Genomic DNA, 18,451 nt, shown 5'->3' on the forward strand with positions numbered 1-18,451 from the left:
CTGGGCGTACGGCGGTGACATGACGGTCCTCCAGCGACGAGCCGGAAGCACGGATGAGACGGATCCCGTGATCGACCGACAAGAACCCGCCGCCCGGACGCGCCTCCCCGCCCGCGCCTTCCTGGTGTCGTGGGCGCTGCTGAGCCTCCTGTGCCTCTGCTGGGGCTTCGCGACCCCGATCTCCGGCTCCCCCGACGAGCCCGCCCACATCGTGCGAGCGGCCAGCGTCGTGCGCGGCGAATGGGTCGGCACCCCGAGCCCGGTGGGCAACGTCGTCACGGTTCCCGCGTACATCGCCCGGTCGCAGGCCGTCACGTGCTTCGCCTTCCACCCCGCCGTCGACGCCGACTGCGGCATCCAGGAGTTCTCGGATCCGGACGCGGCCACGCGGTCGACCACCAGCGCCGGCCTCTACAACCCGCTCTACTATCTCGCCGTCGGATGGCCGACGCTCATCGTCCACGACACGGGCGGCATCTATGCGATGCGGGCGGTCAGCGCCCTGTTGACGGCCCTGTTCCTGGCTCTCGCCTTCGCGGTCACCACGACACTGCCGCATCGTCGGCTCGCCATGCTCTCGTATGCCCTGGCGATCACGCCGATGATGCTGTTCCTCGGGGGAACGGTCAACCCGAACAGTCTGGAGGCGGCCGCGACTCTCGCCGTCTTCGTGGCGATGCTCGCGATCGCGCTCGATCGAACCTCCGCCGGACTGCGCTCGAATCTCTGGGTCGTCGGCGCCGGCATCGCCTTGGCGGTGAACGCGCGCGGACTGTCACCCCTCTGGCTGGTCGTCGCCATCGGCGTCCCCCTCGTGCTCATCCCGGGGCAGCGACTGCTCGCGCTTCTGCGCCGCCCGGCCACGATCGTCACGATGGCTGTCTCCGCGGTCTTCGTCATCGGCGCGCTCGCCTGGACGCTCGGCTCCAACTCGCTCGCCAACGCGATCGTGAAGCCGGATGAGGCCCTCCAGTTCCCCGGCGTCGGCGCGTCGCCGCTGACCGGTTTCCTCCGCGTCCTCACCGGCACCGTGGGTTACGGCCAGGGCCTTGTGGGACTGTTCGGCTGGCTGGACACCCCCGCGCCCGACGTCGTCGTCTACCTCTACGGCGCCGGCATCGCCGCCCTGGTCGTCGCGGCTCTCCTCGTCCTCCGCGGACGGCGGCTCCTGGCCTTCGCCATCCTCCTCGCCGCCTTCCTGCTGCTGCCGGCGATCGTCCAGGCGGTCTATATCCACGGCGGAGGCCTCATCTGGCAGGGGCGCTACAACCTTCCGCTGTTCCTCTGTCTCATCGTGGGCGCCGCGGCGTTCCTCGGCCCGCGTGCCGAACTCATCGCCCCGACGACGATGCGACGGCTCGTCCTGCTCGTGTCCGTCCTCGCGGTCGGTGCGCAGTGGTGGGCGTTCGAGGCCACGCTTCGCCGCTACGCCGTGGGCGGCAACGGCACCCTCCGGCTGTTCCTGCTCGGAGACGCGCCGTGGTCACCGCCCGGCGGGAACCTGCTGTGGCTGCTCCTGAGCGCGGTGCTGATCGCCGCCTCCGGCGTGCTCCTCGCCGTGGCGACGTGGCCGCGCCGGGAGACGGACGTCGCCGTCGCGCCAGCCGTCCGGTGAACGCCGGCCGAGGGCGGCGGACAGGTAGACGGCGATCAGCGCGACGAACAGGGCCAGCAGCGAAAGCCCGTACCGCTCGCTGAGCGGGGTGTAGTAGCCCACCGTCACGCGGGTGAAGAACGCCAGCCCGGGGCCGAGGAGCAGGGTCACAGCCAGGAGGCTCGAAGCGAGCACGAGGTTGCGGCCGCCCCAGAACCGATAGCCGACGATCAGTCCGACCAGCGATCCGATGGTGAGCACGACGAGGACACTGGAGACGGCGAGCCCGAACGCCCCGGAGAAGCTGACCGGACCGCCGACCGTGGTGAGGAACCGGAACGCCTCCGTGACGAGGGCGCGCGGCGACAGCTCCTGCCGCACGGTGTCGACGCCGGGAGAGGTCGACGGCAGGGTGAGGGCCGCTCGCAGCGCCAGCCAGCCGACCTGCGCGCAGAGCGCGAGAACGACCGCCGCGATCGCCGAGAGCGAGCGCCCGTCGGTGAAGATCCGGGCCAGACGGTTGTTCCGCAACGGGCGGTCTGCGGTGGAGCGCTCGACGATCACTCCCACCAGCAGTGCCAGACCGACGGCGCCCACCGCCGCGAGGTTCTGGACCTTGAGCAGCACAGCGAGGGTGGCGGCGACCGGGAGCAGCACGATCGCCGGCCGATGGCGTCGCCACGCCCACACCCCCAGACAGCCGAGCCAGGCCCCGACGGCCAGGGAGGGCGCGTCCGTGCTGATGTACGTGGTCGACCAGTACGCCGCCGGGGTCGCGATCACCACGAGCCCGGCGACCAGCCCGTAGAGCGGGTCGACGCGGAGCAGCCGGATGAGGAGCCAGACGCCCACTGTTCCGAGCGCGAGCCAGAACGCCCCCACCAGGCGTCCGGCGTGCACCAGATCCATCCCGGTCCACACGAACGGCTGGGCCAGCGCCCACGTGACGGCGAAGTAGACGGGTGTGTAGATGTCGGCGCCGGTGTGACCGGCGTAGGGGTAGAGGGAGTCCTTGTCGAAGTCGGAGCCGCGGCACGACTGGACGACGATCGTGTACTCCTGAACGCCCAGGCAGGCCAGCGCCTGCCGTGCGACGTCGCCGGTCTCCTCACCGTTGCGGACGACGCCCTCGGTGGGCACCTTGGCGAGGTAGTCGACGTAGACGTACTCGTCGTAGGGCGAGAGGGCCCGCGCGTGGGAGTTCTGCCAGGCGACGAATCCCGCGCTCGCTACGATCAGGATCAGGATCGGCGCGATCACTCCCCTGAGGACACTCAACGCACGCGACACGACACTCCGTGAGCCAGGCACAGGCTCCGCCCTTCCCCTCCAGCTGGGCGCGGTGCGTTTCGACCTCCCGCGCCGGCGGCGATCGACCGCCCGGACATCGTATCAGCGCAGGTCTCTCGGACTCCGCGCGACGGGCTCAGGCGGGCTGCAGCAGGTCGCGCACGATGTCCGCGTTGCCGCGGCTCGCGAACCGCGCATAGTCGCCTCGTGCGGCCAGTCGCAGCACGGCGGGAGCCCGGAGGATGCGCGCGGCGGGCATTGCCGCCCGTGCGGTCTCGAACTCCCGCTTACGCCTGGCGAGGTCCAGAGCTTCCTGCGGGATGCGCTCCCCCAGCGCTTCGAGCCGGGTCACCAGCACCTGGGCGCGTCGCGCCAGCCCGCGGTTGCGGTCGCCGCGAGCCTGCAGGACGCGCGCCGCCTTGCCCCGGAGCGTCGGGTCGGCGACCCCGATCTGGTTCGAGCCGTGGCGACGGTAGTCGGTCAGCGGGTCTTCGAGCACGTCGGCGCCCGAGAGAGCCGCCGCGATGATTGCCAGCCATTCGTCGTGCACCCACTCGTCCGGGAACGGCAGCGCCGCGTCCAGAAGTGAACGTCGGAAGACGACCGTCGCGCCTGTCGCCAGGTTGCGGCGCAGGTAGACCCGGAAGGCGTCACCGGCATGGATGCCGTCGCGGTCGGCACGGGTCACCTCGAGCGACTCGAACAGGGTCGCCCCCGCCGGCCGTCCGACGCCGTCGATCAGCCGCGCATCGGTGTGGAGGAACAGGAGCGACGGATCGTCGGCGAACCGTGCGGCCATCCGCTCGAGCTTGTCGGGCATCCACGCGTCGTCCTGGTCGCTGAGCGCGATCAGGTCTCCGTGGGTGGCCGTGACCGCCTGCTCGAAGTTGCGGACCACCCCCAGAGCGACCTCGTTACGGAGGATGCGGGCGTCGGGGAACCCGGCGAGCGCGGTCTCCGCGACCGCCACTGTCGTGTCGGTCGAGCCGTCGTCCGAGACCACGATCTCCGCGGGCGGCCGCGTCTGCGCCCGGATGGACCGCAGCTGGGTGCCGAGGAAGGCCGCGCCGTTGTACGTGCACAGCGCGACCGAGACCGACGGACGGGTCACAGCGACCGCTTGACCCGGCTGGTGATCTTCTTGGCTACGACCTTCGGTCCGCCGTTGCTCAGATAGTGGAAGAACAGGCCGACATCGTGGCGGATGCCGTGCTTCTTGCGGCGCACGGCCCGCCCGGCGACCGGACGCGACGACCGCACGGCACCGCTCTCGACGAGGTCCGGCGCGTGCCGGGCGTCGGCGACGAACGCCGTGAGCGGCCGCAGCACGTTCTCCCAGAAGTACCGCTCACGCACGCGACGGATGTTGCGCTTCGCGGCCTTCACGAACGCCTCGTCGTAGAGGATCTTCTCCAGCGCATCGCGCAGGGCGGCGACGTCGCCGGACGGGACAACGATGCCGAGCTTCTCCTCGCGGACGAGGTCGGCGAAGTGGTCGCCCTCGGTGACCACCATGGGCAGCTCGGCCCACAGATAGTCGAGGATGCGGGTCCGGAACGAGAAGGTCGTCTCGATGTGGGCGAAGTGCGTGCTGACGCCCGCATCCGCCTCGGTGAGGTAGTTCTGCCGGTCGGCGTAGTCCACCCACGAGTCGTTGAAGAAGACGGCACTGTCGAGCACGCCGAGTTCGCGGGCGAGCGCTCGCGACTCCGCGACGATCCCCATCTCCGGGACACCGGGATGCGGGTGCTTCGTGCCCTGGAAGAACAGCCGGACGTCGGGGTGCGTCTCGTTCAGCGCGGCGACGGCCCGGATGAGGGATGTCGGATCGAACCAGTTGTAGAGCCCGCCGCTCCACAGCAGCACCTTGTCGTCGACGCCGATGCCCGGCCGGACGCCCTTGAGCACCTCGCGCTCGTGCCGCGGCGGGGTGCTGGAGAGCCCGAACGGCACGACGTCGATGAGGCGCTCGAGATCCGGGTCGGTCTCGTACACGGACGGGTTCACGCGGCCGAGGGCCGCCAGCTGACCGAGGTAGAAGTGACGCTGGCGCTCCGAAGCGCACAGGAAGAAGTCGCCGCGCTCCAGCTGCTCGTTGAGGACGTCCGTCGCGTCGCCGACCTGCTTCTTCCACTGCGCGGCACCGAGTTCGCGGCCCTGCTCCAGCTGCTCCAGATGCATCGGGTCGTAGATGTCGGCGACGATGATCTTGTCGGTGGTGCGGATGCTGTCGAACAGCGCCATCGCCAGCCCCTGGAAGACGATGACGTCGGCCTCGCGCTCGAACGGTTTCATCGCACGGTCGTCTCCGGGCCGCACATGCGCGACGCGGAACGGCGCGGAGACCGGCTCGACGCCCGCGAGCGAGACGAGGGTGACCTCATTGTCGGCGGCGAGCGCCTCGGCCATGTGCCAGGCGCGGATGGCGGGGCCGGCCATCTTCTCGCCGATGGGGTCGCCCGTGATGATCAGCACGCGGGTCACCTGCGGCGGCTCGGTGACGGCGAACGCGGTCGCCAGCTTGTCGTAGCCCTCGAGGTAGTGGTCGTTCTGGAACGAGGGCGCATCCGTCTCGCCGAACAGCGACCACAGCCGCGCGTCGGAGACGACCCGGGATGCCTGGATCTCGCGCCGTGACTCGGCCAGCGACGGCAGGTTCTCGACGAACTGGTCGATCGCGAAGACACCGGCCAGCGTCTCGCGCGATACCTCCTGCGTCGGCGCGTCGTCGCCGCCCTTGCGGAGGTCGAAGGAGGCGGAGTCGAGGTCGCCCTTGGCCACCGCGCGTCGGACGGCGAGCGCGAGGGTGGCGGGCAGCGCGTCGGCGAGCGCCTCGTCGCCGAGGTTCTTGTACTGCGTGTACAGCGCGTTGCGCTCCAGCAGGTAGGTCTCTTTGAACGCCCCGAACTTGCTCATCGAGGCGTGGTGCTTGTGGTACGCCAGCGAACGCGGCTCGTACACGTAGCGCCAGCCGCGGAGGTTGAGACGCCAGCCGAGGTCGACGTCCTCGAAGAACATGAAGTAGCGCTCGTCGAAACCGCCCAGTGCGTCGTAGACGTCGCGACGGACGAACATCGCGGACCCGGTGCCGAACAGTACGTCGGACGGCTCGTCGGCGCTGGAGGGCACGGGCTGGGCGGTGAGCGGCTTGTAGCCCTGGCCGAACCAGGTCAGCGCCGAGCCGATGTAGTCCACCAGCTCGCCGTCCCAGTCGAGCACTTTGCTGGCGACCGCACCGATGGCGCTGCTCTCGCCGAAGCGCTCGACGGCGGCGGCGATCCACCGCGCATCCGGACGGGCGTCGTTGTTGAGGAAGGCGACGATGTCGCCGGAGGACGACCGGACACCGAGGTTGCAGCCGCCGGCGAAGCCGAGATTCTTCTTCGAGACGATCAGCGTGATCCCCTCGATAGCGCGCAGCCGCTCGGCGCTGTCGTCCCCTGAACCGTTCTCGACGACGACGATCTCGAGACGCTCGGCGGGCCAGTCCTGCTCACGCAGATGGCGGATCGCCTGGAGGGTGTCGTCGGTCCCGCGGAAGTTCACGAGAACGACGGAGACGACGCCGGGACGGAGGTTCGGCATAGAGGCCTTCCTGTTCGCTTGCGGAAACCGATCTTAGCAATCGGCACCTCGGCGACGGCTGCGCCGCGACCGTCAGCGGACGGTCACGGAGCGGCAGCCCATCTGGGTGAACCCGGTGCTCGTCTGCACACAGACCGAGTACGTGCCCGCCGGCCGCGGGATCGTCACGTCGAACCCGTGGTAGGGCCCGGCCCCCGGATACAGGTTGTTGAACCAGCTCACCGGCAGGTTGGCCTTCGCGGCCGCCCCGGCACCGCTCACGTCGATCCAGACGTAGGACGGAACGCTGCGCTGCGTGAGGTCGACGGCCCAGCCGTGCACGCGAAGACCTCCCGGCACCGCTTCAACGCCGTCGAGCGAGCCCGAGTCGGACTGCGTCACCGTCACCGTCTTACAGCCGAGGAGTTGTGTGCCCCCGACACCGTAGACGCAGACCTGGTGCGTGCCCTTGGTCGCGGGCAGGAACAGGTCGAACCCGTTCGCCGTGCCGATCCCCGGGAGGAGGTTCGGCAGCCAGCTCAGGCTCTTGTTCGTCTTGTACGGACCGCCGGCACCGTCGACGTTGACCCACAGGTACGACTGGCTCGGCGACGTGTAGTCAGCGGACCATCCGCCGATCTGCACCCCTCCGGGCACGGCGGTCGCCGAGTCGAACGAGCCGGTCCCGCGAGGCACCGTGAGGGTGACACTGCGGATGAGCACGTTCTGCGTCCCGTAGACGCCGTAGACATCGAACTTGTGTGCACCCGGCGACGCAGGCACTGTCACGTCGAAGCCGTGGGCCGTACCCGAGCCCGGGTAGTAGGTGTTCAGCCAGTTCGTCGGGTTCCCCGCCTTGTACGGACCGCCCTGCCCGTCGACGTTCACCCAGATGTAGGCGGGCGCGGTTGTGGCGAAGTCGACCGCCCACCCGGTCATGCGCGCCCCGCCCCAGGTCGCCGTGGCCGTGTCCAGGCTGCCCGAGCCGTACGGCACGGTGACGTACTTGCAGCCGAGGAGCGAGTTGGCCGAACCGCGGACGTTGTAGACGCAGATCTGGTGATCGCCCGGCGCCGCCTGGATGAGCTCGGAGAACCCATGGTTCGGGCCGTATCCGGGGAACATGGCGTTGAACCAGCTCAGCGGCTTGTCGGCCTTCGAGGGACCGCCCTGTCCATCCACGTTCACCCAGATGTACGAGGAGGCCGTGGTCGACGGGTCGTAGGACCAGCCGCTGATCTGGATGCCCTTGTAGGTGCCGACCGCGCTGTCGAACGAGCCGTAGTGCGGCGCCGTGGTCGAGCCGAACCAGTCGGTGTACATGCGGAAGAAGTTGCGGTTCCCGTACGCCGAGCACCCATCGCCCGTTCCGTAGAGGTTCGCGAGGGCCGCCGGATTGGGCGTGTACGGCGTGTAGTAGTAGAGCGCGGCGGTGGCGGCGTTCTGGATCTGGACCGCCTTGGTGCCGCAGGCCGCGTTCGGGCTGTACTGGATGTTCGCGACGCCGCCGACCGGGATCCAGGTGAAGAAGTTACTGGTGCCCGCCGGGTTGCCGTAGCGCTTGAACTGCCACGCCGCCTTATAGACCTGGTTGTAGAAGCCGAAGTACTCCGAATCGCACGGCGCGGTGTCGGGACAGGCGTAGCCCATCGCGATCTGGTAGCGGGATGCGGTCGGGGCGGTCGAGGAGACGAGCCCCTGCTCCTTCTCGAGCGTGACCAGGATCGCCTTGGCGCTGATGCTGCACGCCTGCTGGACCTTGAAGATGATCTGAGCGGCCGACTCGTTCGACGCCCCGCTGTACGCGCGGCACATCGGGTCCGCGCCGCGGCTGTAGGTGCTCTGTGTGAAGCTCTTCAGACAGGTGTACCCCGACTGGCAGCTCGGCACGCGGGAGTTGAGGAACGACTGGATCTCGGCGGTCGTCATCGCGGCCGGATCGTAGAAGTTCTCGTCGCTGATGATGTAGCCCGGCTGGAAGTCGCTTCCGTTCGCCGCCTCTGCCGACGGAGCCGGCAGCAGCTGGGTCACCGGAACGAGCACGGCGACGGCGAGCAGCAGCGTCCCGAGGATGGAGAGGACTCGCTTCATGGTTGGGGGTTCCCTGGTCGGCGGGAGCACTCCCCAGCGCACTGTCGCGGCGCCGGGCGGCCCGGATGCACCGGGTCGGCGGGCGCATCCGCCATCAGAGTACGTCAGCTCTCGGCGCTTTCCCAGCATTTGAGCGGGCTGTCGCGCTCCTCTGACTGCCCCTCTTTGAGGGGCACGGAGGCGGCCCTCGTAAGATGGCAGGGGCATACGCACGGCAGAGAGAACGGTTCCGATGGCTTCCACCCCTTCCCGTCCATCCACGGACGACGAGCTGGCCGCCGCCCGGCGCGAGATCCGCGCGCTGCGCGCCGAGCTCGCGTCCAACGCGCCGACGATCGACGACCTCCGGCGTCAGGTGACGGCGGCCGAGGAGCAGGCGGAGCGCTATAGGAAGCAGGTCACCGCCATGCGCTCGTCGATGTCGTGGCGCATCACCAAGCCGCTCCGCATGCTCGCGCGCCGGGGCTGACGAGTGGCCCCGCACCGCGCCTCCGAGCGCGTCCTCGATCTCGTCCGCCGCGATGTCACCGTCGAGCGCGGACCGGCCCGGCCGCCCGCCGGCGACCGCATCGCCATCGTCGCCAGCTGGGGCGCCGACGGCCAGGTGAGCCGCTCGCTCGGCGAGCTGGTCGGCGCGCTCGATGTGGCCGGCTATCCGTCCATCGTGGTCCGCGCTTCGGACGACCGCTCCCCGCTGCGCTGGCCGACTCCCCTGCCCGAGTCGACGATCGTCGTGCGCAAGCCGAACATCGGCTACGACTTCGGCTCCTGGGCCGTCGGCCTCGACCGGTTCCGCTCGGTCGCGAAGCGCCGCAATGTGATCCTCGTCAACGACTCCATGCTCGGCCCGTTCGCACCGCTCGACGGGATGATCGACTCCTTCGAGGGGACCGCCGCCGACGTCTGGGGCGCCACGAACACGCGGCAGATCGTGCCGCACCTGCAGAGCTACCTGCTGGGCTTCCACGGGGGCGTGCTCGCCGACCCGGCGATCCGTCAGTTCTGGCGCAACATCAAGCACCTCGACGACAAGACCAGCATCATCGGCGACTACGAGCTCGGCTTCAGCCGCCTGCTGCGCGCGGAGGGTCTGACTTCGCGCGCGTGGTTCGACTCGGAGCGTGTCGTGTCGCCCACCGACAACCCGGTCATCACTGGATGGCGGCGATTGGTCGAGCTCGGCTTCCCGTTCCTCAAGCGGGAGCTCGTGCGCGACCCCTCCGTCACGCCGGACGCCCGTCTGGCCCCCGAGATCATCCGCGAGCGGTTCGGCGCCGACGTCGGCGAGTGGCTGTGAGCGGCCAGGAAGGAGCGCCCGTGGCATCCAGAGGACGGCAGATCCGCCGCAACATCAGCGCAGCGTTCCAGATCGCGGCGAGCGGCATCGCGCCGCGCGAGACGGTCATCCCGCCGCAGCCCCACCCGGCGGACCACGCGGCCTGGGTGGATCGTCGCACCGGGAAACTGCGGCCGACGCTGCCGGACGCGTGGGCGTCGCGGTACGAGTATCCGGCGGCACCCGCCCGGATCGGCGTGCTGATGCACGTCTTCTACACGGATCTGGTGCCCGAGCTGTGCGAGCAATTGCGGAACATCCCGGTGCCGTTCGACCTCATCGTCACCAACGCGAGCGGCGAGGAGCTGGACCTCCGTCTGGATGACGTTCCGCTGGCCGGACACGTCGCGGTGCTGCCCGTCGCGAATCACGGCCGCGACATCCTGCCGATGGTCGAGGTCGTCAACGCCGGGCTGCTCGACCCGTACGAGCTCGTCCTCAAGGTGCACACGAAGAAGAGCACCTGGCGGGAGGAGCACGCGGAACTGTCCGGCACGGGCGACGACTGGCGCTCCTCTCTCTACGGCACCGTGCTCGGCTCGACGGACAACGTCCAGACCGTGCTCGGCGCTTTCGCGGAAGACCCGAGCGTCGGGATCGTCACCGCGGACGAGGACATCGTCGGCACGGAGTTCTGGGGCGGCGACCTGGAGCGGACGCGAGCCCTCATGCGCCGTCTGCAGCTCTCGGTCAGCGAGCACGACCTCCGCTTCGCCTCGGGCTCCGTGTACTGGATCCGCGGCTTCCTGCTCCAGGGGCTCCGGGCGTTCGCCATGGACGCGGAGGACTTCGAGCCGGAGGCCGGTCAGGTCGACGGCACGACCGCGCACGCGGTCGAGCGCGCGCTCGGGCTGGTGACCCTCGAGGCGGGCTACCGGATCGCCGGCCGCAGGACCATCGAGGCCCCCGCCGACGACAGCTGGCGGCACTTCGAACTGGGCGCCGACCGCACACCGCGCGCCCGCGTCATCCCGTTCTACCTGCCGCAGTTCCACACCTTCCCCGAGAACGACCAGTGGTGGGGACCGGGGTTCACCGAGTGGTCGAACGTCACGGCGGCACGGCCCATCTTCGAAGGGCACAACCAGCCGCTGCTCCCCTCGGAACTCGGCTTCTACGACCTCTCGGTGGAGGGTGTGCGGGACCGGCAGTACGACCTCGCCCGGTCCGCCGGCATCGAGGGCTTCATGTACTACTACTACTGGTTCTCCGGCAAGAAGCTCATGGACCTCCCCGTGGAGCGCCTGCACGCCGCCGACGGGGACCAGCCGTTCTGTCTGATGTGGGCCAACGAGAACTGGTCGCGGCGGTGGGACGGCAGCGAGTCCAGCATCCTCATCGCCCAGGACTACGACCACGTGCCGGCGGAGCAGTTCATCGAGGACGTCATGCACCTGCTCCTCGATCCGCGGTACATCCGCGTCGAGGGCAAGCCGCTGGTCGCCGTGTACAAGATCGCGCAGCTGCCCGACTTCCCGAAGACGGTCCAGCGCTGGCGGGAGCGCGCCGTCGAGGAGGGCCTGCCGGGCCTCCACATCGCCACCGTCGACGTGGGGCGGGAGATGGACGGCATCGACGGCGCCCTCTCGGACTACGGGATCGACGCCTTCCTCGAGTTCGCTCCGCACAACCGCCGCTGGACCACCGTCGACCTCGAGAAGCTCGACCGTTTCGACCCGCGTTTCGAGGGGCACGTGCTCAGCTACCCCGAGATGGCGGTCACCTCGGAGCTCGTCCTCCGCGAGCCCGTGGAGGAGGAACGCTACCCCGGAGTGATGGTCAATTTCGACAACACGGCGCGCCGCCAATGGCGACCCGACCTCTGGTATGGTTCCAATCCGTACACGTTCCGGCGCTGGTTGAACTCGGCCATCTCCGCCGTCGCCGACCGTGAACCCGAACATCGCATCGTCTTCGTGAACGCGTGGAACGAGTGGGCGGAGTCTGCTGTGCTCGAACCGTCGCAGCGCTTCGGCCGGACGTTCCTTCTCGCCGTGAAGGATGCGCTCCTCAGGTAAGGAAACCCGTGAAACTCGCTATGACGGTGATGGTCCGCGATGAGGCGGACATCATCCGGCCGATGATCGAGCACCATCTCGATCAGGGGGTCGACGTCCTGATCGTGACGGACAACGGCTCCGTCGACGGCACCGCGGAGATCCTCGGCGAGTTCGCCGAGCGCGGCCTGATCGACCTGCGCCACGATCCCGTGCAGCGCAAGCAGCAGAGCTCTGTCGTCACGGGGATGGCGCGCGACGCCGCCACCCGGTACGGCGCGGGCTGGGTCGTCAACGCCGACGCCGACGAGTTCTGGGTCGCCCGCGACCCGGCGCTCACGCTCAAGCAGGCGTTCGAGCACATCGACCCGGCACTCCGTGCGTTCACCGTCCCGGTCGTGGACATGACGGGACCGGCCGCGCTGGCCGGCACCGGCCTCCAGCGACTGGTCTACCGCGACGAGCGGTCGGTCGAGCAGCTGAACGCGGTCGGACTGCACGCCCACTCCACGCCGGACGCCGTGCACGTCGGCGACCCTGAGATCGAAGTCGCGCAGGGCAACCACTTCGTCAACCTCGAGAGTGCGGGCGAGCCGGACCCCGCCTACGCGGTAGAGGTGCTCCACTTCCCGTGGCGCTCGTGGCGGCAATTCGCCCACAAGGTCGAGAACGCCGGCCGCGCCTACGAGAGCAACCCGGAGCTCACGCCGAGCCCCAACCATCACGGGATGCGCGACTACCGCCGACTCCGCGCGGGCACCCTGTTGGCGTCATACCTCGTGCGGAATCCGACCGCCGAGGAGCTCGAGCGCGGGCTCGCCGACGGCTCCTTCCGTCTGGAGCGGCGGATCGCCGACCGCTGGCCGTCGCCCGTCCCCGACGAGCTCGTGGACGAGCAGGAGTACGCGCAGGAGTACGCGTACGGCCGGGAGCTCGGCGCGATGGAGCTGCGCATCCGGGAGCTGGAGCGGCAGGGCGTGCGCGAGCGCGACATGATCTTCGACCTGAGCGATCAGGTCGGAGCCCTCAACGCGCACATCGCCGAGCTCTCCACGGCGGTGACGGAGGCCCGGCAGCGGGCCGACGAACGGCTCTCCGCCAAGGTCGCCCGGGTCGTCCGGCAGCGTTCCAGCCGCCGCGACCACGCCTGATTCAGCCTTCCCGGGCACTCAGGCGGCGCACGGCCGGGTCCGGGAGCGGCCGACTATACTTGCGAGGTCCCCCGCCCCCGACGAAAAGAAGTGCATGTCAGCCCAGGCGCGATTCGAGGCTCTCTCCCGCCAGAAACTGGCGCCGGTCGGAGCCGCCTCGCCCACCGGCCGACGGTCGATCGCCGCGTTGAAGGAGATCTTCTCGCACCGCGAGATGCTCTCGCTGCTCGTCCGCCGCGACCTGAAGTCCCGCTACAAGGACAGCGCCCTCGGCTTCGTCTGGACCCTGATCCGGCCGCTGACGCAGCTGTTCATCTACTACATCGTCATCGGCAAGTTCCTGTCCGCCGAGCGCGGCATCCCCGAGTTCGCGGTCTACGTCTTCACCGGCCTGACGGCCTACGGCCTCCTCAGCGAGATCATCGGAGGCGGCACCGCGTCGATCGTGGGCAACGCCGGACTGATCAAGAAGGTGTACCTCCCCCGCGAGGTGTTCCCGCTGGCGAGCGTCGGATCGGCACTGTTCAACTTCGCCATCCAGCTCGGGATCCTGCTGATCTTCACAGCGATCCTCGGGTCCTTCCCGTGGTCGCCGGACTTCCTGTACTTCTTCCCGGCACTGCTGGTGCTGCTGGTCTACGGCACGGCCTTCGCCCTGCTGCTCTCGGCGCTCAATGTCTACCTGCGCGACATCCAGTACCTGGTGGAGGTGCTGCTGCTCCTCCTGCTCTGGGCCTCCCCCATCGTGTACTCGTGGAGCATGGTCAAGGACATCCTCGGCCCCAGCCTCGCGCTCGAGATCTACACCGACAACCCGATCACCCTGGCGGTCCTCGGCTTCCAGAAGGCGTTCTGGATGGGCGGCCAGGCGACCGCGGAGTACCCCGCCGGCCTCGCTCTGCGCCTCGGCATCGCCTTCGTCATCGGTCTGGTGCTGCTGGTGTCCTTCCAGCGCGTCTTCCAGCGCCTCCAGGGCAACTTCGCGCAGGCTCTCTAGGAAGCACGGTATGACGGACAAACTCACCACCCGCCCGGAGACCCGCACCGCGGAGAGCTCGCCGGAGATCGTCGTCATCGACGACGTCTCGAAGCGCTTCGTGCTGCGCAAGGACAACTCCCTCAAGGAGCGCCTCGTCGCCTTCGGCCGCGGCCGGAAGCACCGCGAGGAGTTCTGGGCGCTGCGGAACGTCTCGGCGACCATCACCGCCGGTCACACCGTCGCCCTGATCGGTCACAACGGCTCCGGCAAGTCGACACTGCTCAAGGTCATCGGCGGCATCGTCGACCCGACGAGCGGCACCGTCAGCCGACGCGGCCGCATCGCGGCGCTGCTGGAGCTGGGGGCCGGGTTCCACCCCGACCTGACCGGCCGCGAGAACGTCTACCTCAACGCCTCGATCATGGGGCTGAGCCGCGCCGAGACCGAGGCTCGGTTCGACGACATCGTTGCGTTCTCGGGCATCGGCGACTTCATCGACACCCAGGTGAAGTTCTACTCCTCCGGCATGTACGTGCGTCTGGCCTTCGCCGTCGCCGTGCACACCGACCCCGACCTGCTGCTCGTCGACGAGGTCCTCGCTGTCGGCGACGAGGCGTTCCAGCGCAAGTGCCTCGACAAGATCCGCTCCTTCCAGGAGGAGGGGCGCACCATCATCCTGGTGACGCACACCCTCAGCCAGGTGATCGAGCTGTGCGACCGCGCCATCCTCCTCAACCAGGGCGAGATCGTGTTCGACGGGGAGCCGCGTGACGCGGTGTCGCAGTTCCGCGACATCCTCGAGGAGCGCCGCGTGACGGAGGTCGACGCCAACGGCCGTCTGACCGCTCCGGAGCGCGAGGCCCGCATCAACGTGGTCTCCGCGAAACCGGACGGCAAGACCGTCGGCTCCCCGCTGGAGCGCGACGACGACCTCCTCATCACCATGCAGATCGATCACTACGAGCCCGTCGAGGGCTGGACCTGCGGCGTCCAGATCGACAACGCCATGGGTCAGGTCGTTCTGGGCACCTCGACGCCGCGCGCCGGGACGGACCTGCCCGCGTCGACCGGGCCGCAGACCCTGCAGCTGCGGTTGCAGCGGCCGCAGTTCGGCCCGGGAAAGTACTTCGTCAACGTGTCCCTGATGGACCCGACCGGCCGTCACTTCGCCGACCTGCCCCAGGCGACCAGCTTCGATGTCGCCCAGGATCCGTCGACGGTGGGGATGCTGTACGCCAAGCCGACCTTCTCGATCGTCGACGACTGAGGCCCTGCGCTGAGATGCCCGGAGCCGACTCCCCCTCCGTCCTGATCGTCACCGTCACCCATAACACCGGCGAGGTGCTGCGCGCCTTCCTGCGCTCGGCGCGGACCGCGACGGCCCACGCCGCCGAGATCGTCGTCGTCGACAACGCCTCGGCCGACACGACCGTGGAGCGGGAGGCGTGCGCCGAGTTCGGCGCGGAGTTCCTCGCCCTCGACGAGAACCTGGGCTACGGCGGCGGGATCGAGGAGGGCGTCCGGCACGGATCGCCCGACGCCGAGTTCCTGGTCATCGCCAATCCGGACGTCGAGTTCTCGCCCGGATCGGTGGACGAGCTGGTGCGCGTGCTGCGCGAACGGCCGGCCGCGGGCTCTGCCGGGCCGCGCATCCTCAACGTCGACGGCACCGTGTACCCGTCCGCCCGGAGCCTCCCCTCGCTCCGCACGGGGGTGGGTCACGCGATCTTCGGCCGCATCTGGCCCGGCAACCCGTGGACGAGGCGCTACCGCGGGGTCGACTACGAGAGCGACGCCGTCCGTCCGGTCGGCTGGCTGTCCGGTGCCTGCCTGGTCGTGCGTCGCGACGCCTACGAGCAGATCGGCGGCTTCGACACCTCGTACTTCATGTACTTCGAGGACGTCGACCTCGGCGCCCGCCTCAGCAAGGCCGCCTGGGCCAACCTCTACGCGCCGACCGCGAGCGTTGTGCACACCGGAGCCCATTCGACGAGCACCGCCTCCCGGCGCATGGAGGCCGTCCACCACGAAAGCGCGTACCGCTATCTCTCGCGCAAATACACCGGCTGGTACCTGCTGCCCGTCCGCGTGGTCCTGTGGGTCGGCCTGCGCGTGCGGCAGTGGTGGGTCACCCGATGAGAGGAACGACCGACTGATGGAGAATCGCGCGAAACGCATCCTCATCGTGACACCCGACACGATCGGCGAGCGGATGGCCGGCCCCGCCATCCGGGCGTGGCACGTCGCCCAGGCGCTCAGCGCCGTCGGAGAGGTGCGGCTCGCCTCCACGGTCGGCGCGACCGTCACCTCGCCGGAGTTCACCATCGTCCACGCCGGCCAGGACGCCCTGAAGCCCCACGCGGAGTGGGCGGATGTCGTGATCATCCAGGGCCACATCCTCCGCACCCATACCTGGCTCAAGGCGATGGATGTGCTCATCGTCGCGGACATCTACGACCCCGTGCACCTCGAGTGGCTGGAGCAGGGCCGCGACCTCCCCGAGGCCGACTACTACGCGTCCTCCGTCGACTCCGTCGAGGTCATGAACGACCAGATCGAGCGCGCCGACTTCATGGTGTGCGCGTCGGAGAAGCAGCGCGACTTCTGGCTCGGTCAGCTCGCGGCCATGACCCGGGTGAACCCCGCCACCTACGCGGCCGACCCCACCCTCCGCAACCTGCTGGATGTGGCGCCGTTCGGCATCCAGGACGCCCCGCCCGTGCAGAAGGCCCACGGCATCCGCGGCGTCGTCGACGGCATCGGAGCGGACGACAAGGTCATCCTGTGGGGTGGCGGTGTCTACAACTGGTTCGACCCGCTCACGCTGATCTCGGCGGTCGGCCGGCTGGCGAAGGAGCACCCGGAGGTCCGGCTGTTCTTCCTCGGTGTGAAACACCCCAACCCGGACGTGCCGCAGATGGAGATGGAGCGCGCAGCGCGCCGCCTCTCCGACGAGCTGGGCCTGACCGACTCCGTGGTCTTCTTCAATGAGACCTGGGTTCCCTACGATCAGCGCGCCGACTTCCTGCTGGATGCCGACCTGGGCGTGAGCACCCACCTCGAGCACATCGAGACGGCCTACAGCTTCCGCACCCGGGTGCTCGACTACTGGTGGGCGGGCCTGCCGGTCGTCGCGACCGATGGCGACACCTTCGCACCCCTCATCCGCGACAACGGGCTGGGACGCGTCGTGCCGCCGCAGGACGTGGAGTCGCTGGAGGCCGCGCTGGGCGAGCTGTTGTTCGACGATGCGGAGCGTGAGCGGATCCGCGGGAACGTGCGGGCATTCGCCGGGCGGATGCACTGGTCGACCACCCTGGAACCGCTCGTGCGCTACGTGCGGGCGCCCTACCCGGCAGCGGACCGCGTCCGCGGGGTCATCTCCCAGCGCAACCAGATCACCGCCGACCTGCGGAAGCGCATCGCGGGCATGGAGTCGAGCTCGTCGTGGCGGGTCACCGCCCCACTGCGCCTGGCCGGCGAGTGGGTCGCCCGCCTCCGTGGGCGGACGCCCGAACGACCCGAATAGGCCGAGCTACCGAGTACGCCGGTCGGGCCGCTACGGTCTGAGCAGCCTCAGGACTCGGCCGCGAGCAGCGCCATGATGTACGTGCCGTAGCCGCTCTTCACGAGCGGCTTGGCCAGCTCGGCGAGCTGCTCGTCGTCGATCCACCCGGCGCGCCAGGCGATCTCCTCGATGCAGCCGACCTTGAAGCCCTGGCGGTCCTCGATCACGCGCACGTACTCGGACGCCTGCATCATCGACTCGAATGTGCCGGTGTCGAGCCACGCCGTGCCGCGGTCGAGCACCTGCACCTGCAGCTTCGAGGCGTTGAGGTAGCGCTCGTTGACGGTCGAGATCTCCAGCTCACCGCGCGCACTCGGGGTGATCGTCTTGGCGATCTCGACCACCGAGTTGTCGTAGAAGTAGAGGCCGGGGACGGCGTAGTTGCTCTTCGGGGTGGTCGGCTTCTCCTCGATGGAGAGCGCTGTGAAGCTGTCGTCGAACTCGACGACGCCGTACGCCGTCGGATTGCTGACGTGGTACGCGAAGATCAGCGCCCCGTCGATGTCGTTGTGGTTGCGCAGCGACGAGCCGAGGCCGGCGCCGTGGAAGATGTTGTCGCCGAGCACCAGCGCGACGGACTCGTCGCCGATGAACTCCTCGCCGATGATGAAGGCCTGTGCCAGGCCGTCGGGCGACGGCTGGACCGCGTACTCGAGCCGGATGCCGAGCGACGACCCGTCGCCGAGCAGCGCCTGGAACTGCTCGTTGTACTCCGGCGTGGTGATGATGAGGATCTCGCGGATGCCCGCCATCATCAGCGTCGACAGCGGGTAGTAGATCATCGGCTTGTCGTAGATCGGCATCAGCTGCTTCGAGATGCCCTTGGTGATCGGCCAGAGCCGCGTGCCGGATCCGCCGGCGAGGATGATTCCGCGCATGGG

At 69.1% G+C, this 18,451-nt stretch carries 13 protein-coding genes; 9 read left to right on the forward strand and 4 right to left on the reverse strand.

Annotation, left to right across the window (positions count from 1 at the left end; translation table 11 throughout):
- Positions 1-19: 19 nt before the first annotated feature.
- Entirely contained in the window at positions 20-1,615 is a 1,596-nt protein-coding gene (locus ACF1AJ_RS08625; RefSeq protein WP_391506956.1) for a DUF2142 domain-containing protein, read from the forward strand.
- 1,405 nt (positions 1,616-3,020) lie between these two features.
- On the opposite strand, the gene ACF1AJ_RS08630 is transcribed toward ACF1AJ_RS08625, so the two are convergent.
- From ACF1AJ_RS08630 to ACF1AJ_RS08640, 3 genes are all read right to left on the reverse strand, one after another.
- Positions 3,021-3,995, reverse strand: a complete 975-nt coding sequence (locus tag ACF1AJ_RS08630) for a glycosyltransferase family 2 protein (protein ID WP_391506957.1) — start codon at positions 3,993-3,995, stop codon at positions 3,021-3,023.
- The gene (locus tag ACF1AJ_RS08635; RefSeq protein WP_391506958.1) at positions 3,992-6,469 is read right to left on the reverse strand and encodes a glycosyltransferase; all 2,478 of its coding nucleotides are present in this window, start codon (positions 6,467-6,469) and stop codon (positions 3,992-3,994) included. Before ACF1AJ_RS08635 ends, ACF1AJ_RS08630 begins: the two co-directional genes overlap by 4 nt.
- Positions 6,470-6,541: 72 nt before the next feature.
- Entirely contained in the window at positions 6,542-8,539 is a 1,998-nt protein-coding gene (locus ACF1AJ_RS08640) for a hypothetical protein (protein ID WP_391506959.1), read from the reverse strand.
- A gap of 232 nt (positions 8,540-8,771) precedes the next feature.
- On the opposite strand from ACF1AJ_RS08640, the gene ACF1AJ_RS08645 reads away from it, so the two are divergent.
- The 8 genes from ACF1AJ_RS08645 (at position 8,772) to ACF1AJ_RS08680 (ending at position 17,531) form a co-directional block, all read left to right on the forward strand.
- Positions 8,772-9,008, forward strand: a complete 237-nt coding sequence (locus ACF1AJ_RS08645) for a hypothetical protein (protein WP_309857165.1) — start codon at positions 8,772-8,774, stop codon at positions 9,006-9,008.
- A gap of 3 nt (positions 9,009-9,011) precedes the next feature.
- Positions 9,012-9,836, forward strand: a complete 825-nt coding sequence (locus tag ACF1AJ_RS08650; RefSeq protein WP_391506960.1) for a rhamnan synthesis F family protein — start codon at positions 9,012-9,014, stop codon at positions 9,834-9,836.
- A 20-nt stretch (positions 9,837-9,856) separates the two neighbouring features.
- Positions 9,857-11,893, forward strand: a complete 2,037-nt coding sequence (locus tag ACF1AJ_RS08655; RefSeq protein ID WP_391506961.1) for a glycoside hydrolase family 99-like domain-containing protein — start codon at positions 9,857-9,859, stop codon at positions 11,891-11,893.
- Between the two features lie 8 nt (positions 11,894-11,901).
- A complete protein-coding gene (locus ACF1AJ_RS08660; protein WP_391506962.1) occupies positions 11,902-13,023 on the forward strand; it encodes a glycosyltransferase family 2 protein in 1,122 nt (373 codons plus the stop codon).
- A gap of 94 nt (positions 13,024-13,117) precedes the next feature.
- Positions 13,118-14,020, forward strand: a complete 903-nt coding sequence (locus tag ACF1AJ_RS08665; RefSeq protein ID WP_391506963.1) for an ABC transporter permease — start codon at positions 13,118-13,120, stop codon at positions 14,018-14,020.
- 10 nt (positions 14,021-14,030) lie between these two features.
- Positions 14,031-15,269, forward strand: coding sequence for an ABC transporter ATP-binding protein (locus ACF1AJ_RS08670; RefSeq protein WP_391506964.1), 1,239 nt, complete (start codon positions 14,031-14,033; stop codon positions 15,267-15,269).
- 14 nt (positions 15,270-15,283) lie between these two features.
- On the forward strand, positions 15,284-16,141 hold the full coding sequence (locus ACF1AJ_RS08675) for a glycosyltransferase family 2 protein (RefSeq protein WP_391506965.1): 858 nt from the start codon (positions 15,284-15,286) through the stop codon (positions 16,139-16,141).
- Between the two features lie 16 nt (positions 16,142-16,157).
- Entirely contained in the window at positions 16,158-17,531 is a 1,374-nt protein-coding gene (locus ACF1AJ_RS08680; RefSeq protein ID WP_391506966.1) for a glycosyltransferase family 4 protein, read from the forward strand.
- Between the two features lie 47 nt (positions 17,532-17,578).
- Here ACF1AJ_RS08680 and rfbA read toward each other — a convergent pair whose 3' ends face one another.
- Positions 17,579-18,448, reverse strand: a complete 870-nt coding sequence (rfbA, locus tag ACF1AJ_RS08685; RefSeq protein ID WP_309857142.1) for a glucose-1-phosphate thymidylyltransferase RfbA — start codon at positions 18,446-18,448, stop codon at positions 17,579-17,581.
- Positions 18,449-18,451: the final 3 nt, after the last annotated feature.

This window comes from Leifsonia sp. NPDC014704, assembly GCF_043083605.1.
Classification (GTDB): Bacteria; Actinomycetota; Actinomycetes; order Actinomycetales; family Microbacteriaceae; genus Leifsonia.